This window comes from Saccharothrix deserti (assembly GCF_009769385.1).
Lineage (GTDB): Bacteria > Actinomycetota > Actinomycetes > Mycobacteriales > Pseudonocardiaceae > Actinosynnema > Actinosynnema deserti.
Window position 1 is genome coordinate 445,516 of record NZ_ML775961.1, and the last position, 15,882, is coordinate 461,397.

A 15,882-nucleotide genomic window follows, 5' to 3' on the forward strand; every position below is an offset into this window, starting at 1 on the left:
GAGGTTGCCCTGGGATTCGGCGGGGGTGGGCGGGGGTATCAATCAGGGTTCCCACCGATGGCAGGGGACCCTAACGCGGGGATGGTGGAGTCATGACCACGTTGACCAGGCCGCAGAACCAGAAGATGATCGCGGGCGTGTGCGCGGGACTCGCCGCTCGCTTCGGGTGGAAGCCCGGCACCGTGCGGTTGTTGTTCGTGCTGTCGTGCCTGCTGCCGGGACCGCAGTTCGTCATCTACCTCGTGTTGTGGGTGATGATGCCCAAACGCCCCTACTGAGCCCTACCGGGCGGGCCCCTACCGGGCGGGTCCTTGCTGACGGGATCGCACGAGGGTCTCGATGCCGTCCAGCACGCGTTCCAGGCCGAACGTGAACGCGTGCTCGCCGTCGTAGGCGGCGCCGTGCGCCTCGCCCGCCGCGGCGCCGACGCGGGCCGCGGTGGGGAACCGTTCGGGGTCGAGGACCTTCGCCAGGAACGGTGCGGCGGCGTGCCACCACTGCTCGTCGGTGAGGCCGGTGCGCTGCCGGGTCCGGGCGGCTTCGACGGCGATCCGGGCGGCGGCCTGGACGTGGGCGAGGACGAGGTTGAGCACCGAGTCCATCTCCAGGTCGGTGAGGCCGATGCCGTCGACGGCGCCGAGTTCGTAGTCGTACTTGGCGACCACGTTGGGGCCGAGGACGGCGCGGTTGGTGGCGACGTGCAGCAGCCACGGGTGGCGCAGGTTCAGGGCCCAGTTCTCGCGGGCGATCTGGGTGAGCCTGCCGCGCCAGCCGCCGGGGACCCGGTCGGGCCGGGCCGTCTCGGCCTGCACGGCGTCCACCATGGCGTCGACGAGTTCGGCCTTGCCGGGCACGTGGGTGTAGAGCGACATGGTGCCGACGCCGAGTCGGTCCGCGACCCGTCGCATGGACAGCGCGCCGAGGCCTTCGGTGTCGGCCAGTTCGACGGCCGCAGTGACGATGCGGTCCACGCCGAGGTCCTTGCGGGCGGTCCGTCCGGTGGTGCGCCACAGCACCGCGAGGGTCCTGGCCGGGTCGCCGGTGCCGGTGTGTTCGGTCGTCACGCCTGGCCACCCTACGGGTGGTTCAGCCGGCGAGCGCGGCGCGCACGATCTCCAGCGCCTCGTCGGCGGTGAGGCCCTGTTCGCGGGCGGTGGCGGCGTAGGAGCGGGCGGCGCGCAGCACGCGTTCGCGGCTGCGTTCGCCCGCCGCGCTGACCACGGTGCCGGCTCTGCCTCGGGTCTCGATGAGACCCGCCTCCTCGAGTTCGCGGTAGGCGCGGGCGACGGTGTTGACGGCGATGCCGAGTTCGGCGGCCAGTGCGCGGACGGTGGGCAGCCGGGTGCCGACGGCCAGCTCACGGTCGGTGATCTGGCGGGCGAACTGGGACCGCACCTGTTCGTAGGGCGGTACGGGCGAGGCCGGATCTAGGCTGATCACGTGGTCGATAGTGGCAGAGGTGCGGTCCGCGGGTCGGGTACGGCCACGGGGTGACGATGAGTCGCGGGCGGTCCACGGTGCGTGGCAGGGTGGTGGCCGTGCTCCGCAGATGGCTGCCCGTCAGATGGCTGCTGGTCGTGGCCCTGGCGTTGGTCACGGGTGTGGCCGCGTTCGTGGTGCTCTTCCCGCCGGGTGACCGTGTCGCGGGCACGCCGGTCCCCTACTGCACGGATCTGCACGTGCTGTTCGACGCCGACGAGGAGATGCGGCGTGTCGCCGGGGAGTTGCGGCGTGACAGCCGGGTGCGGGAGGTCCGGGACGAGCGGACGAAGGCGGAGAACCACGAGCGGCTCACGACGGAGCTGCGGGCGTCGGGCCGCGACGATCTCGCCGACGCAGCCCGGGTGGGCGACACCCCGGCGACCGTCCGGGTGATCGAGGCGTTCGGTGTCGACGCCGAGGCGTTCGCCGACGAGCTGCGGTTGCAGTACCGGGTCACCTACTCCGACGCGTGCGAGGACCCGGTGGTCTGGGAGGACGAGGACTAGCCGGAAGAGACCGGCCGGGACCGGGGCCGTTCGGGTGCTAGGGGCGTTTGGGGGCGACGACGGTGCCGCGGGCGCGGGTGACCACGATCGGCGGGTCGAGCACGTCGGCCGCCGACGGACCGCGGTCGGGGGCGGAGCGGCACACGACGCGGGCCTCGAAGTCGATCTCGCGGGACCGGGTGCCGACGCGGACGAGGGTGGCGGTCGCCTCGATCACGTCGCCGGCCTGGACGGGGGCGAGGAATTCGACGTTCGAGTAGGCCGCGAAGAGGCCTTCGTCGCCGTCGGTGCGGATGAGCAGTTCGGTGGCGACGTCGCCGAACATGCCCAGCCCGTACGCGCCGTCGACGAGGTTGCCCCCGTAGTGGGCGTGGGAGTGCGGCACGTAGCGGCGGTGGGTGACGGCGAATCCCTCGGTCGGGCTCACGCGCTCTCCTCTTTCCTGGTCTGCACGGCGTGCACGAGGTAGCTGGCGACCTCGCCGGGTGTGGTGCTGCGGCCGAACACCCGGTCCACGCCCAGTTCCCCGGCCATGAGCGGGTCGAACCGGGGGCCGCCGGCGATGAGCAGCGGGCGCCGCTCCCCCATCGCCTCGCGGAACGCCGCCGACATCTCCCGGGTGTTGTGGATGTGCGCGTCGCGTTGTGTCACGACCTGCGACACGAGGACCGCGTCGGCTTTCTCCGCGCGGGCGCGGCGGACGAGTTCGGGCACCGACACCTGCGCGCCGAGGTTCACGACCTTGAGCTCGCGGTAGTACTCCAGGCCCTTCTCCCCGGCGAAGCCCTTGATGTTGAGGATGGCGTCGATGCCGACGGTGTGGGCGTCGGTGCCGATGCACCCGCCGACCACGACGAGTTTGCGGCGCAGCAGTTTCTTCAGGGTGGTGTTGACCTCGGCGGGTGACAGCAGCGGGTATTCGCGTTCCACGACCCGCACGTCGTCGAGGTCGACGATGTGGCGGACGGAGCCGTAGACGACGAAGAAGGTGAAGTCGTCGCCGATGGGGTGGGAGTGCACGACCATGGCGGGGTCGATGCCCATCTTGTTCGCCAGTTGCCGCGCGGCGCCGTCGGCGTGGGGCCCGGCGGGGACGGGCAGGGTGAACGAGGTCTGCACCATGCCGTCGCCGGTGGTGTCGCCGTAGGGCCGGACGTGCCGCTTCACCGTGCCTCCTCCTGGGGTGCCGTCTCCCGGGGTGCCGTCTCCAGCAGTTCGGAGGCCGGGTTGAGGTATCCGTCGGCCTTCTCCACCACGCCGTCCGCGCCCTTGCCGCCGTCGGCGGGGCGTTTCATGAGGCCGAACGTGCCGTCGGCGATCGCGTCGAGCAGCCCGTCGTCGACGATGCGGGCGAGCAGGTCCACGGCCTCGCCCAGGACCTGGTGGGCGCGTTTGACGATGAGGCCGTCGGGTGCGGGGCGGAAGTCCTCGCTCAGGCCGCCGGCGGCGCCCAGGACGTAGCGGACGTTGGCCAGGGCGAGGTCGCGGTCGGACAGGAACGGGGTGACGACGGCTTCGGTCATCATGCCGACGAGCAGGATGCTCTGGCCGGTGAGGACGCCGGCGAGGTTGAAGAACCCGTCGAGCAGGTAGCCGTTGAACACGTCGCCGGTCATGTGCTTGGTGGGCGGCATCCACTTCAGCGGCGCGTCGGGGAACAGTTCGCGGGCCAGCAGGGCGTGGGCGAGTTCGAGGCGGAACGACTCGGGGACCTTGGGGTTGATCTCGAACGCGTGGCCGAGGCCGAGGAGGTGGTCGGGCAGGCCGGCTTCATGGGCGAAGTGCTCGTTGAGCAGCTGCGACACGGTGACGGTGTGGGCGGCGTCGACGGCGTCGGCGGTGGTGAGGTAGTTGTCCTCGCCGGTGTTGATGACGATCCCGGCGCGGGCGTGGACCTGGCGGGAGAACCGCTGGTCGACGAAGGTGCGGATGGGGTTGATGTCGCGGAACAGGATGCCGTACATCGAGTCGTTGAGCATCATGTCGAGGCGTTGCAGGCCGGCGAGGACGGCGATCTCGGGCATGCACAGGCCGGAGGCGTAGTTGGTGAGCCGCACGTACCGGCCGACCTCTTTGGACACGTCGTCCAGGGCGGCCCGCATGATGCGGAAGTTCTCCTGGGTGGCGTAGGTGCCGGCGAAGCCGTGGTGGGTGGCGCCTTCGGGGACGTAGTCGAGCAGGGACTGCCCGGTGGAGCGGATGACGGCGATGACGTCGGCTCCGGCGCGGGCGGCGTTGCGCGCTTGGACGACGTCCTCGTCGATGTCGCCGGTCGCGACGATGAGGTAGATCCAGGGGCGTTGGGGCGGGTCGCCGAGTTTCGCGACGAGCCGGTCGCGTCGGGCGCGGTTGCGGTCGACGGTGCGGATGCCCTTGGTGACGGCGGTCGTGGCGGCTTTGCGGGCGCGGGCGCGGTCGCGTCCTTCGGGGAGCCGGTAGCGGACCTGTCCGGCGGCGGTGGCCTCGGCGAGTTCGGTGAGGGTGGCGAGGTTGTGCTCTTCGAGGGCGTGGAACACGGGCAGCGCGACGCCGTGTTCGAGGCCGCAGTGCTCGCGCACGGTGTCGACCACCCGGTTGACCCACGGCACGTCACCGGCGCGGTGGGTGGAGTCCGCGCCGGTGATGCCGGCCAGGCGGAGCGTGGCGCGCTCGACCGCCACCGTGGTGTGGGCCTTCGCGATGGCCACCACCGGCTCGGCGGCCCGCGCGGCGAGTTCCCGCGCCGTGGCGACCACCTCGGGGTCGAGGTCGAGCAACGCCATCTGTCACTCCTGTTCTTCGTGGTCGGGCCGGGCCGGGCGCCCGGTCTCCCGTGCCGGTCCGGCGGCCCTGTGGGGTGTTCCGGTGAGGGTGGTCATCGGGCGTCCCGGTGGTCGGGTCGAGTCGGGCGCCGGGTGTCCTGTGCCGGTCCGGCGGTCCTGTGGGGCGCGTCGGCGGGGGCGGTCATCGGGTGTCCTTGTCGTAGATCGTGCGGCCGCGCAGGACGGTGCGCAGGCACGTCGGCGCGGGGCCGTCGAGGGCGGGCAGGGCGGGGACGCGGGATCGGGGGTCGGTCGACCAGCGCTGCACGCGGCTGTCCGGTGCGGCGACCTCCAGTTCGCCCGCGTCCCACACCGCGTAGGTGGCGGGTGCGCCGGGCTGGAGGGTGCCGGTGATGCCGTCGTCGACGCCGGCGGCGCGCCAGCCGCCGCGGGTGTGGGCGTTGAACGCGGCCCTCGGGGAGATGCCGGAGCCGTCGGTGCGGTGGTGGACGGCGGCCTTGATCGCGGCCCACGGGTCGACGGCGGTGACGGGGGCGTCGGAGCCCAGCGCGAGGATCATGCCGGCGGCGGCGAGCCGGGAGAACGGGTTGAGCGCGGTGCCGCGCTCCACGCCCAGGCGCCGGGTGTACATGCCGTCCGGTCCGCCCCATTCGTGGTCGAACAGGGGCTGCACGGAGGCGACGACGCCCCAGGAGCCGAGTTTCGCGGCCTGCTCGGCGGTGATCATCTCGAGGTGTTCGAGGCGGTGCCTGCGGGCGGCCAGCGCGGGCACGCCCACCGCCGCGGCGGCCTTCTCGAAGCCTTCGACGACGGCGGCGACGGCGGCGTCGCCGATGACGTGGAACCCGCCCTGCAGCCCGGCTTCGGTGCAGGTGATCAGGTGTCGTGCGATGGCGTCGGCGTCGAGGTAGAGGGCGCCGGTGGTGTCGGCGTCGGTGTACGGGGAGCACAGGGCGGCGGTGCGGGAGCCGAGGGCGCCGTCCACGAACAGGTCTCCGGCGAGGCCGCGGACGGGCAGGTCGATCGGTTCGAGGCCGCCCCAGTAGCCGACGACGTCGAGGGTGTCGGTGGCGAGGAGGTCGGCCAGGTCGTCGCGGCCGGAGATGTCGGGGCCGGCGCATTCGTGGACCGACGCGATGCCGCGTGACGCGGCGTGTTCCAGGAACGCCTGCTGCGCCGCGCGTCGCCGAGCCGCGGGGATGGCGTCCTTCGCCGCGCCCCGCACGTGGTGGTGGGCGGCCCGCGAGACCGGGCCGTCGGGTGACCAGCCGTCGGCGTCGCGGGCGGCGGGGGCGAGGTCGACCAGGGCGGAGGACACGAGCGCGGAGTGGACGTCGACGCGGGACAGGTAGACCTGTGCGCCGCGGGCGGCGGCGTCGAGTTCCTCCCTGGTCGGGGGGCGGTTCTCGGGCCAGCGGGTCTCGTCCCAGCCGTGGCCCCAGATCAGCGGGCCGTCGGCGGCGCGCACGGCGTCGAGGAGTTCGGTGAGCGTGCGGCAGCCGGTGAGGTCGAGGCCGGTGAGCAGGAGGCCGGCGGAGGTGGCGTGCACGTGGGCGTCGACGAACGCGGGGGCCACGAACGCGCCGTCCAGGTCGGTCACGTCGGCGCCGGGGTGCAGGGCGCGACCGACGGAGTCCTGGCCGAGCCACACGACGGTGCCGTCGGCGATCGCCATCGCGGTGGCGTCGGGTGCGGTCGGGGAGTGGATGCGTCCCCCCACGAGCAGACGCGTCGAGGTGCTCGTCGACGCCGGGACGCCGTTCACTGTAGTCACGCCTGTTGAGTCTGCCTGTGCTCGAACAGGGCCCGCACGGCAGGTTCGGCGCGCAGCAGGTCCAGCGCGAAGGAGGCGTGACCAGGCACGTAGCCGTTGCCGACGAGCATCTCCACGTCGGCGGCGAGGCCTTCGGCGCCCAGTGCGGCGGCGGGGAAGGAGGTGGCCATGGAGAAGAAGACCACGGTGCCGCCGTCGGCGGTGGCGAGGATCGCGCCGTGCTCGCAGCCGGGCACGTCGACGCACACGACGGTCACGTCCACCCGGTCGCCGACCGCGTCCGCGACGGCCACCGGATCGCGGGCGTCGGCGACGACCACGGAGTCGGCCAGACCGGCGTCGCGGACGGCGGCGGCCTCCCGTTCGGTGGGGACCAGGGCGACGAGCCGGGACGCGCCGGCGCGGCGGGCCGCGGCGAGGGACAGCGAGCCGGACTTGCCGCCGCCGCCGAGCACCAGCACGGACGGCGCGTCGCGGCGGCGCACGACCCGGTCGGTCAACGCGGGCGCGCCGCACACGTCCAGCACGGACAGCGCCAGTTCCTCGGGCAGGTCGTCGGGCAGCACGGCGGCGATGGACCGGCCGAACAGCACCGCGGTGCCCTCGCACGGCACCTGCTCGTCGGCGCCGTCCCACCGGGCGAGGCCGTCGGTGATGCGCAGCGGCGTCAGGGTGAGCGACACCAGCGTCGCGATCCGGTCGCCCACGCGCAGCCCGAGGGGTGACGAGGGGCCGACCTCGCGGACGGTGCCGAGCAGCATGCCGCCCGATCCGGTGACGGGGTTCTGCATCTTGCCGCGGGACGCGACGATGTCCAGCACGGCCCTCCGCACGCCGGCGACGCCGTGCTCCTCGCGCAGCTGCCGGTAGGAGGCGGCGTCGAGGTTGAGCCGTGCGACGTCGACCACGACCTCGTCCGGACCGCACCCGGGGGAGGCGTCCAGCCGCCACGCCTGCTGCGGCAGCACCCCGGCGGGTTCGAGGACGCGATGCAGACCGTACGGCGAAGTCATGGAAATCCTTCTGTCGACAGGGCCGGGACGCGGATATCTTCACGTGCAACGTCAAGTTTCCGCAAGTATCTAAGTTCCGCTGGGGGTGGGGTGGTACGGGTCCGCCGGACCGGCGGGACGGCCGCGCCACGCACCGACCGGCGGAAACGCGACGTGCCCGACCCGGGACGTCACGGTGGACGCCCGGGTCGGGCACGTCGTATGCGGGACACCGCGGGCGCGGCCCCCAGGGGGTGTTCCACGCCGCCGCGCGCAGCCCCTCGTTGCGCGCGGTCACCCGATCGCGGTCACCCGATCACGGTCTACGGGGTCGCGGTCTACGGGGTCGGCGCCGCCGTCGGTCGACTCGCCTTGCGCCGCACGCGCAGGACGATCGCGAACGCCAGCACCGCGGCGAGCACGCTGTAGGCGACCGCGGCGAACGGGCTGGTGACCAGTGCGGTGAGCGATCCCTGGCTGATCTGCAGGGTGCGGCGCACCTGTTCCTCGGCCATCGGTCCCAGGATGAGGCCGACGACGAGCGGCGCGACGGGGTAGCCGTGGCGTCGCATGAAGAACCCGGCCACGCCGATGACCAGGAGCACGATCAGGTCGTCCACCACGAAGTTCACCGCGTAGGTGCCCAGGGCGGCGAACAGCAGGATCCCGGCGTACAGGTAGGGGCGCGGGATCTGCAGCACCTTGACCCAGATCTTGACCAGCGGCAGGTTGAGCACGAGCAGCATGACGTTGCCGATGTACAGCGACGCGATCAGCGCCCACACCATGGCCGAGTTGTTGGTGAACAGCAGCGGTCCGGGTTGGATGCCGTAGCTCTGGAACGCGGCCACGATCACCGCCGCCGTCGCGGTCGTCGGCAGGCCCAGCGTGAGCAGCGGCACGAGCACGCCGGCCGCCGCCGCGTTGTTGGCCGCCTCGGGCCCGGCGACGCCTTCGATGGCGCCCCTGCCGAACTCCTCGGGCCGTTTGGCCAGCTTCTTCTCCGCCGCGTACGACAGGAACGTGGACACGTCCGCGCCGCCCGCGGGGACGGTGCCGATGGGGAAGCCGATGAACGTGCCGCGCAGCCACGGCTTCCACGACCGCCGCCAGAACTCGGCGGTCATCCACTTCCCGCCGACCGGCACGACCTCGACCGGGCCGTGCCGCATGCGTGCCGCCACGTACAGCGCCTCGCCGACGGCGAAGACCCCGACGGCGACCACGACGACGTCGATGCCGTCGGACAGCGTCGGCACGCCGAGGGTGAACCGCTGCTGCCCGGTGAGGGTGTCGGTGCCGACCAGCCCGATGAACAGGCCGATCCCGAGCGACGCCAGGCCGCGCACCGGGGACGCGCCGAGCAGGGCGGCGACGGTGGTGAACGCGACGACCATGAGCGCCACGTAGTCCGCCGGTCCGAGCGTCACCGCGAGGTCGGCGATGGTCGGTGCGAGCGCGGTGAGCAGGATCGTGGCGATGGTGCCCGCCACGAACGAGCCGATCGCGGCGGTGGCCAGCGCCGCCGCGCCCCGGCCCGCGCGGGCCATCCGATTGCCCTCCAGCGCGGTCACGACGGAGGACGACTCGCCGGGCGTGTTCAGCAGGATCGAGGTCGTCGACCCGCCGTACATGCCGCCGTAGTAGATGCCCGCGAAGATGATCAGCGCGGCGGTGGGTTCGAGCGAGTAGGTCAGCGGCAGCAGCAGTGCCACCGTCATGGCGGGGCCGATGCCGGGCAGCACGCCCACGGCGGTGCCGAGGGTGACGCCGAGCAGGGCGTAGAGCAGGTATTCGGGCTGCGCGGCGGTCGCGAAACCCTCCAGCAGGGCGGTGAGGCTACCCATCGAGGAGTGGCACCCCCTCGAACACGCCGGCGGGCAGCGACAGGCCCAGACCGGAGGCGAACACGACCTGCACGGCCAGGGCCAGCACGACCGCGATCACGAGCGCCTTCCACCAGATCGCGCCCAGCGTCCACGCCGCGCCGAAGAACAGCACCATCGCGGCGACGGGCCAGCCGACGAGGTCGATCAGCGCCAGGTGCGCCACCAGCACCGCGACCAGTTTCGCCACGGTGGGCCAGTCGGTGAGCACCGACGTGTCCACGTCCTCGGCGTCCTCGGCGGGGCCCAGCCGGCCGCGCAGGGTGGCGACGATCGCCATCACCCCGGTCACGACCAGCAGGACACCGACCGCGTAGGGGAAGGCACGCGGCCCCACCGTGCCCAGGGGGCCGCGCGCGGTGATGGTGGTCGCGTCGACCAGGGTGAACACCCCGAGCGCCACGACCAGGCCACCGAAGACGTACTCCTCGGCCTTCGCCGACGCCGAGGGGGGCGTCGACGAAGCCGAGTCTCCCGAAGAGGTCTCGGGAGAGGTCACTTGACCAGCCCGATCTCCTGCAGCACCGGCTTGATGCGGCCGATCTCGACGGTGAGGAACGTGGAGAAGTCGTGCCCGGTCTGGAACGTGTCGGTCCAGCCCTTCTTCTTCAGCTCCTCCTGCCACTGCGGGCTGGCGTGCATGTCGGTGACGAGCTTGACCAGCCGGTCCTTCGCCGCCACCGAGATCGACCCGGGCGCCACCACACCGCGCCAGTTGGTCAGCTCGACACCGGTGCCGAAGCTCTTGAGCGTCGGCACCTTCAGCTCGGGGTGCTCCGCCGGGCCGGACGTGCCCAGGGCCCGCAGCTTGCCCGCCTTGATCTGCTCGGCGTACTCGCCGACACCGGAGATGCCCGCGTCGACCTTGCCGCCCAGCAGCGCGGCCAGCGACTCGCCGCCACCGGAGTAGGGCACGTAGTTCAGCTTGGACGGGTCGATGTTCTTCGCCTTGAGCAGCATCCCGGCCAGGATGTGGTCGGTGCCGCCGGCCGAGCCGCCCGTGATGGACACGCCCTGGCCCTTCTGGTCCACGGCCGTGATCAGGTCGTCGATCGTCCGGTACGGCGACTCGGCGGGCACGACCACGACCTCGTCCTCGGCGGTGAGCCGGGCGATCGGGGTGGTGTCCTCCAGCCGCTTGTCCACGCCGTTGGTCTCGACCGCGCCGACCATCACCAGACCGGTGATCATCAGGTAGCTCTCGGACCTCTCGTTGGCGAGCTTCTGCAGCCCCACCGTGCCGCCGGCGCCGCCGACGTTGCTGACCTGCACCGAGTCCGCCAGATCGGCGCCGCTGATCGCCGCCTGCATGGCGCGCGCGGTCTGGTCCCAGCCGCCGCCGGGGTCGGCCGGCGCCATGATCTCCAACCTGCCGACGTCGCCGTTCGCCGCCGCGCCTCCCCCACACCCCGCGAGCACCAGGCTCGCGGCGGCCACTGCCGCGAGAAGTCGGGTGTGCTGTCCTGCCATCGGGTCCTCCACCACAGATTCGGCCTGATTGGCCAACCCCGGGGCGCCATCGCTCCGGTGCGCGGGAACGGTAGGAGTCGGGCCGGTCCGGGGTGGGGCAAAGGTCGTAAGGGCCGTATTGGTCGTTTTGGTCGTGGCCGGGCTCACAGGGGTTGGGCCAGAATGCGTCGCATGCGCCGCCGTTCGGTCCCCCTGGGTGTCACCCTGCTCGTGTTGCAGGTGGTCATCGTGCTGGCCACCACGAGCGCGGCCGGTCTGCTGGCGGCGAAACTGCAGAGCGACCGGATCCGCGAGTCCTACAAGGACCGGATGCTGTCCGTCGCCGAGAGCGTCGCCCGACTGCCCACCGTGGTCGACGCGTTCGACTCCCCCGACCCGGCGGTCACCATCCAGCCGCTGGCGGAACTGATACGCAAGGCCTCCGGCGTCACCTACGTCGTCGTCACCGACCGCAACGGCGTCCGCTACGCCCACCCCGACCCCGCCCGCATCGGCGAGAAGGTGTCCACCGACCCCAGCAGCCCCCTGTCCGGGCAGGTGTTCGTCGGCACCGAGACCGGCACGCTCGGCACGTCGCTGCGCGCGAAGGTGCCGGTGCGCTCCCCGTCCGGCGAGGTCATCGGCATGGCCTCGGTCGGCATCCTGGAGAGCGAACTGGCCGCCGACCTCGCCGAGGACCTCCCCGAACTGATCGGCTGGCTCGCCGCCGCCGCACTCGTCGGCGTCCTCGGCGCCGCCCTGGTCACCCGGATGGTCCGCAAACGCACGTTCCGGCTCGAACCCGCCGAGATCGCCCAACTGCTGGAGACCCGCGACGCGATGCTGCACGGCATCCGCGAAGGCGTCGTCGCCGTCGACGACCGGGAACGCCTCGCGCTGGTCAACGACGAGGCGATGCGACTGCTCGGCCTCACCGAGGACCCCACCGGCAAACCCGCCGCCTCCGTGCTGGAGGACGGCGGCCTGCTCGACCTGGCCCGCACCGGCGACGACGTCGCCGACCGGCTCGTCCTCGCCGGCGAACGCGTCCTGGTCGCCAACCGGATGACCGCCAAGACCCAAGGCCGCCCCGTCGGCGTCGTGCTCACGCTGCGCGACCGCACCGAACTGCACGACGCGCTGCGCGAACTCGACGGCCAGCGCACCGTCACCGAGGTGCTGCGCGCCCAGGCCCACGAGTTCACCAACCACCTGCACGTCATCAGCGGCCTGGTCGAACTCGACCGCCGCGAGGACGCCGTGCGCTACATCGAACGGGTGGGTGGCGCCGGGTCGGTCACCTCCGACATCATCGGCGGCGCCATGACCGACCCCGCGCTCGCCGCGCTCCTGCTCGCCAAGTCGTCCACCGCGCACGAACGCGGCGTCGCCCTGCGCCTGGACCCGTCCTCCACCGTCGACGCCCGCACCGGTGACGACGCGCTCACCGTGCTGGGCAACCTGGTCGACAACGCGGTGGACGCCGTGTCCACCGGCGGAACCGTCCGGGTCCTGGTGCGGTCGGACCCGTCGGGCGTGCGGGTCGTCGTGGACGACGACGGACCCGGCGTGGAGGAATCCCAACGCGGACGGATCTTCACGCTGGGCGTCAGCTCGAAAGCGCCCCGGGGCGCACACGGACGAGGGATCGGACTGGCGTTGGTGTCGAGGGTGGTCACCCGGCGCAGCGGCCGGGTGCGGATCTCCGATTCGGAACTGGGAGGCGCGTCGTTCGACGTGTGGCTGCCGGAGGCCGTCAGATGACCCTCCCCACCGTCCGCACACTCGTCGTCGACGACGACTTCGCGGTCGCCGCCGTGCACCGCGGCTTCCTCGAGGCCCTGCCCGAGTTCACCGTCGTCGGCGAGGCCCACGGCGGCGGCGAGGCACTGCGCGCCGTCGAAGCACTCCAACCCGACCTCGTGCTCCTCGACATCCACCTGCCCGACATCTCCGGACTGGAGGTCCTGGCCCGGCTGCGCGCCCGCTCCGGGCCGCCCGTCGACGTGATCGCCGTGACCGCCGCCCGCGAACGCGAGACCGTCCGCCAGGCCATGTCCCGCGGCGTCGACCACTACCTGGTCAAACCGTTCACCCGCACCGCGTTCCTCGACCGCATGCGCGAATACCTCGCCCGCCGCACCGAGGTCCAGCGCCTCGGCCCCTGGCTCGACCAGGACGAAGTCGACCAGCTCCTCCAACACCGACCACGCGTCGCGCTGCCCAAAGGCCTCTCACCCGTGACCCTGAAACTCGTCATCGACGCCCTGCGCACCACCGACGACGACCTGTCCGCACAGGAAGTCGGCGACCGCGCCGGACTGTCCCGCGTCAGCGCCCGCCGCTACCTCGAACACCTCGTCACCGTCGGCAAAGCCGAAGTCCTCCCCCGCTACGGCATGGCCAACCGCCCCGCCCACGGCTACCGCCTCACCTGACGGAACCACCGGCAGCCATAGGGACCCAACTCCACGCGCGCCCGACCGTCCTCCACCTTCACCGTGCCGTCCACCAGCACGTCCACCAGATCCCCGTCCAGATCCGACAGCTCCACCACCGCGTCCCGGTCGGCCAGGTTGTGCACCGCGACCACCGTGCCGCCGTCGATGTCGCACCGGTGCGCGAACACCCCCGGATCCGCCGTGTCCACCACCCGGAACGCACCCCACGCCAACTCCGGACACTCCCGGTACCGCTCGATCAGCAGCCTCGTCCACGCCAACAACGACTCCGGATCCCGCCGCTGCTCCGCCTCCGCGCCCCACCACATCGGCGTCCGCACCGCCTCCCGACCCTCCAAGGCCAGGTCCTCGGTCATGCCGACCTCCTCGCCGTAGAACAACACCGGCGTCCCCGGCAACGAGAACAACAGGCTGTACACCATCCGGATCCGCCGCATGTCGTGCCCCAGCATCCCCGGCAACCGGCGCCGCAGACCCCGCCCGTACAACTGCATGTCCTCCTCCGGCCCGAACGCCTCGAACACCTCCCGCCGCTCCGGAACGGTCAGCTTGTCCAACGTCAACTCGTCGTGATTGCGCACGAACGTCGCCCAGTGGCAGTCACGCGGCGGCTCCGGCCGCTCACCCAGCGCGTGCGTCAACGGCCCCGCGTCCTGCCGCGCCAACGACAGGTACATCTGCTGCATCCCGATGAAGTCGAAACACAGGTGCAGTTCGTCGCCCACACCGTCGCTCCGCCCGAAGAACTTCATCGTCTCCGCGTACGGCAGGTTCACCTCGCCCAACAGCACCGCCTCACCGTTGCGCCGCGACAGGAACGCCCGCAGATCACCCAGGTAGTCGTGCGGATCCGGCAACTCCTCGATCGGCGCCTCCAGCAGGAACGGCACCGCGTCCACCCGGAACCCCGACAGCCCCAACTCCATCCAGAACCCCATCACCCGCGCGATCTCGTCCCGCACCGCCGGGTTCGCCACGTTCAGATCAGGCTGGTGCCGGTAGAACCGGTGCAGGTAGTACTGCCCCGCCGTGCGGTCGTACGTCCACAGCGACTTCTCCTTGTCCGGGAACACCACGCCCTTCTCCGCATCCGGCGGCGGCTGGTCCCGCCACACGTACCAGTCCCGGAACGGGCTGCCCGGCTCCCGCGCGCTCCGGAACCACGGGTGCCGGTCAGAGGTGTGGTTCACCACCAGGTCCGCGATCACCCGGATCCCCCGGTCACGGGCCGTGCGGACGAACTCGACGAAATCACCCAACGTCCCCAGCCTCGGGTCCACCGCGTAGAAATCGGTGATGTCGTACCCGTCGTCCCGCTCCGGCGTCGGGAAGAACGGCATCAGCCACACACACGTCACACCCAGCCGGTGCAGGTGGTCGATCCGCTGCGCCAACCCCCGGAAATCACCCCGGCCGTCACCGTCGGAATCGTGGAACGTCTCCACGTCCAGGCAGTACACCACCGCGTTCTTCCACCACAGGTCCGCCGTCCTGGTCAGCTTCACGCCCGCACCCCCGGCAGCACCCGCGCACCGAACGCCTCCAGGAAACGCTCCTGCTCCCGACCCACGTGATGCAGGAAAAGCCCCTCGAACCCCAGATCCACGTAATCCCGCAACGTCGCGGCGTGCACACCCAGATCCGACGACACGTTCACGACCTCCGCCACCCGATCCGCCGTCACGTGCTCCGACACCACGTCGAAGTGCTCCGCCGTCTCCAGGTCCCAGCACACCGGCGGACCGAACACGTTGCTCCGCCACTGCTCGTGCGCGACCGCCCGCGCCTCGTCCTCCGACTCCGCCCAGCTCAAGTGCACCTGCAGGTACAACGACCCCCGGCCACCCGCGTCCCGGTACGCCCCCACCATCCGCTTCAGGTGCTCCACGGGCGCGTTGACCGTGATCAACCCGTCCGCCCACTCCGCGCACCACCGCGCCGTCGCCTCGCTCACCGCCGCACCCACCAGCCGCGTCGGCTCCTCCGGTCTCGTCCACAACCGCGCCCGATCCACCCGGACCAGACCGTCGTGCGAGACCTCCTCCCCCGCCAACAACGCGCGGATCACGTCCACGCACTCCCTCAACCGGGCGTTCCGCACCTCCTTGCGCGGCCACGGATCACCGGTCACGTGCTCGTTGCTCGCCTCACCACTGCCCAACGCCACCCACAACCGACCCGGGAACATCGCACCCAACGTCCCGATCGCCTGCGCCACGATCGCCGGGTGATACCGCTGACCGGGCGCGTTCACCACACCGAACGGCAACCCCGTCGCCTGCATCGCCGCACCCAACCACGACCACGCGAACGCCGACTGCCCCTGACGCGCACTCCACGGCGAGAAGTGGTCCGAACTCATCGCCGCGTCGAAACCCACCTCCTCCGCCCGGCGGACCGCGGCCAACAACGCGGACGGGTGAACCTGCTCGTGCGACGCGTGCACACCGATGACGGTCATGCCGTCTCACGTACCCCACCACCCGACGGGCGAACCGGGCGAACCGGTCAGCCCGACGTCACCCAGGTCCGGGACGGTCCGGGTCCGGTCAGGCCGGGGCAGGTCGGC

General features: G+C 71.8%; 16 protein-coding genes. 4 read left to right on the forward strand and 12 right to left on the reverse strand.

All coding sequences use genetic code 11. From position 1 onward, the window contains the following. Nucleotides 1-92 precede the first annotated feature (92 nt). A complete protein-coding gene (locus FM051_RS06865; protein ID WP_158841759.1) occupies nucleotides 93-278 on the forward strand; it encodes a PspC domain-containing protein in 186 nt (61 codons plus the stop codon). A gap of 18 nt (nucleotides 279-296) precedes the next feature. Here the strand turns inward: FM051_RS06865 and FM051_RS06870 are convergent, their stop codons facing one another. Both FM051_RS06870 and FM051_RS06875 read right to left on the reverse strand, forming a co-directional pair. Then, nucleotides 297-1,064: a TetR/AcrR family transcriptional regulator gene (locus FM051_RS06870; RefSeq protein ID WP_158841761.1), complete on the reverse strand. Its 768-nt coding sequence runs from the start codon at nucleotides 1,062-1,064 to the stop codon at nucleotides 297-299. Nucleotides 1,065-1,086: 22 nt separating this feature from the next. Next, nucleotides 1,087-1,440: a GntR family transcriptional regulator gene (locus tag FM051_RS06875; protein ID WP_158841763.1), complete on the reverse strand. Its 354-nt coding sequence runs from the start codon at nucleotides 1,438-1,440 to the stop codon at nucleotides 1,087-1,089. A 98-nt stretch (nucleotides 1,441-1,538) separates the two neighbouring features. Here FM051_RS06875 and FM051_RS06880 point away from each other — a divergent pair, with 98 nt between their 5' ends. Then, nucleotides 1,539-1,988 carry a hypothetical protein gene (locus FM051_RS06880; protein ID WP_158841765.1) on the forward strand — a complete coding sequence of 150 codons (450 nt, stop codon included), beginning with the start codon at nucleotides 1,539-1,541 and terminating at the stop codon, nucleotides 1,986-1,988. A 37-nt stretch (nucleotides 1,989-2,025) separates the two neighbouring features. Here FM051_RS06880 and kal read toward each other — a convergent pair whose 3' ends face one another. The 8 genes from kal to FM051_RS06920 all read right to left on the reverse strand — a co-directional run bounded on the left by kal (nucleotide 2,026) and on the right by FM051_RS06920 (nucleotide 10,872). Then, on the reverse strand, nucleotides 2,026-2,415 hold the full coding sequence (kal, locus tag FM051_RS06885) for a 3-aminobutyryl-CoA ammonia lyase (protein ID WP_158841767.1): 390 nt from the start codon (nucleotides 2,413-2,415) through the stop codon (nucleotides 2,026-2,028). Next, the gene (gene kamE / locus FM051_RS06890; protein ID WP_158841769.1) at nucleotides 2,412-3,155 is read right to left on the reverse strand and encodes a lysine 5,6-aminomutase subunit beta; all 744 of its coding nucleotides are present in this window, start codon (nucleotides 3,153-3,155) and stop codon (nucleotides 2,412-2,414) included. Before kamE ends, kal begins: the two co-directional genes overlap by 4 nt. After that, on the reverse strand, nucleotides 3,152-4,750 hold the full coding sequence (gene kamD / locus FM051_RS06895) for a lysine 5,6-aminomutase subunit alpha (protein ID WP_158841771.1): 1,599 nt from the start codon (nucleotides 4,748-4,750) through the stop codon (nucleotides 3,152-3,154). The genes kamE and kamD overlap by 4 nt, the downstream gene beginning before the upstream one ends. A gap of 181 nt (nucleotides 4,751-4,931) precedes the next feature. Further along, on the reverse strand, nucleotides 4,932-6,524 hold the full coding sequence (locus FM051_RS06900; RefSeq protein ID WP_238412187.1) for an amidohydrolase: 1,593 nt from the start codon (nucleotides 6,522-6,524) through the stop codon (nucleotides 4,932-4,934). After that, nucleotides 6,521-7,537 (reverse strand): L-erythro-3,5-diaminohexanoate dehydrogenase, encoded by a 1,017-nt coding sequence (kdd, locus tag FM051_RS06905; RefSeq protein ID WP_158841773.1) that lies wholly within the window; start codon nucleotides 7,535-7,537, stop codon nucleotides 6,521-6,523. The genes FM051_RS06900 and kdd overlap by 4 nt, the downstream gene beginning before the upstream one ends. 317 nt (nucleotides 7,538-7,854) lie before the next feature. Then, on the reverse strand, nucleotides 7,855-9,363 hold the full coding sequence (locus FM051_RS06910) for a tripartite tricarboxylate transporter permease (protein WP_158841775.1): 1,509 nt from the start codon (nucleotides 9,361-9,363) through the stop codon (nucleotides 7,855-7,857). Continuing rightward, a complete protein-coding gene (locus FM051_RS06915) occupies nucleotides 9,356-9,901 on the reverse strand; it encodes a tripartite tricarboxylate transporter TctB family protein (RefSeq protein ID WP_158841777.1) in 546 nt (181 codons plus the stop codon). The genes FM051_RS06910 and FM051_RS06915 overlap by 8 nt, the downstream gene beginning before the upstream one ends. After that, nucleotides 9,898-10,872, reverse strand: coding sequence for a Bug family tripartite tricarboxylate transporter substrate binding protein (locus tag FM051_RS06920; protein WP_158841779.1), 975 nt, complete (start codon nucleotides 10,870-10,872; stop codon nucleotides 9,898-9,900). The genes FM051_RS06915 and FM051_RS06920 overlap by 4 nt, the downstream gene beginning before the upstream one ends. A gap of 171 nt (nucleotides 10,873-11,043) precedes the next feature. Between FM051_RS06920 and FM051_RS06925 the strand changes: the two genes are divergently transcribed. Both FM051_RS06925 and FM051_RS06930 read left to right on the forward strand, forming a co-directional pair. After that, nucleotides 11,044-12,615 (forward strand): ATP-binding protein, encoded by a 1,572-nt coding sequence (locus FM051_RS06925; RefSeq protein ID WP_238412189.1) that lies wholly within the window; start codon nucleotides 11,044-11,046, stop codon nucleotides 12,613-12,615. Then, nucleotides 12,612-13,289 (forward strand): response regulator, encoded by a 678-nt coding sequence (locus FM051_RS06930; RefSeq protein WP_158841783.1) that lies wholly within the window; start codon nucleotides 12,612-12,614, stop codon nucleotides 13,287-13,289. Before FM051_RS06925 ends, FM051_RS06930 begins: the two co-directional genes overlap by 4 nt. Here the strand turns inward: FM051_RS06930 and FM051_RS06935 are convergent. Further along, a complete protein-coding gene (locus FM051_RS06935) occupies nucleotides 13,274-14,818 on the reverse strand; it encodes an alpha-amylase family protein (RefSeq protein WP_158841785.1) in 1,545 nt (514 codons plus the stop codon). The two genes, FM051_RS06930 and FM051_RS06935, sit on opposite strands and share 16 nt — an antisense overlap. Continuing rightward, complete coding sequence (locus tag FM051_RS06940; protein ID WP_158841786.1) at nucleotides 14,815-15,774, reverse strand: TIGR03885 family FMN-dependent LLM class oxidoreductase; 960 nt, start codon at nucleotides 15,772-15,774, stop codon at nucleotides 14,815-14,817. The genes FM051_RS06935 and FM051_RS06940 overlap by 4 nt, the downstream gene beginning before the upstream one ends. Between the last annotated feature and the right edge of the window lie 108 nt (nucleotides 15,775-15,882).

What these genes read in the sequence shown, in the direction of transcription:
- FM051_RS06865 (WP_158841759.1), top strand. Translation starts at nt 93, where the DNA reads ATGACCACGTTGACCAGGCCGCAGAACCAGAAGATGATCGCGGGCGTG.
- kamD (WP_158841771.1), bottom strand. Translation starts at nt 4,750, where the DNA reads ATGGCGTTGCTCGACCTCGACCCCGAGGTGGTCGCCACGGCGCGGGAA.
- kdd (WP_158841773.1), bottom strand. Translation starts at nt 7,537, where the DNA reads ATGACTTCGCCGTACGGTCTGCATCGCGTCCTCGAACCCGCCGGGGTG.
- FM051_RS06910 (WP_158841775.1), bottom strand. Translation starts at nt 9,363, where the DNA reads ATGGGTAGCCTCACCGCCCTGCTGGAGGGTTTCGCGACCGCCGCGCAG.
- FM051_RS06920 (WP_158841779.1), bottom strand. Translation starts at nt 10,872, where the DNA reads ATGGCAGGACAGCACACCCGACTTCTCGCGGCAGTGGCCGCCGCGAGC.
- FM051_RS06925 (WP_238412189.1), top strand. Translation starts at nt 11,044, where the DNA reads ATGCGCCGCCGTTCGGTCCCCCTGGGTGTCACCCTGCTCGTGTTGCAG.
- FM051_RS06930 (WP_158841783.1), top strand. Translation starts at nt 12,612, where the DNA reads ATGACCCTCCCCACCGTCCGCACACTCGTCGTCGACGACGACTTCGCG.
- FM051_RS06940 (WP_158841786.1), bottom strand. Translation starts at nt 15,774, where the DNA reads ATGACCGTCATCGGTGTGCACGCGTCGCACGAGCAGGTTCACCCGTCC.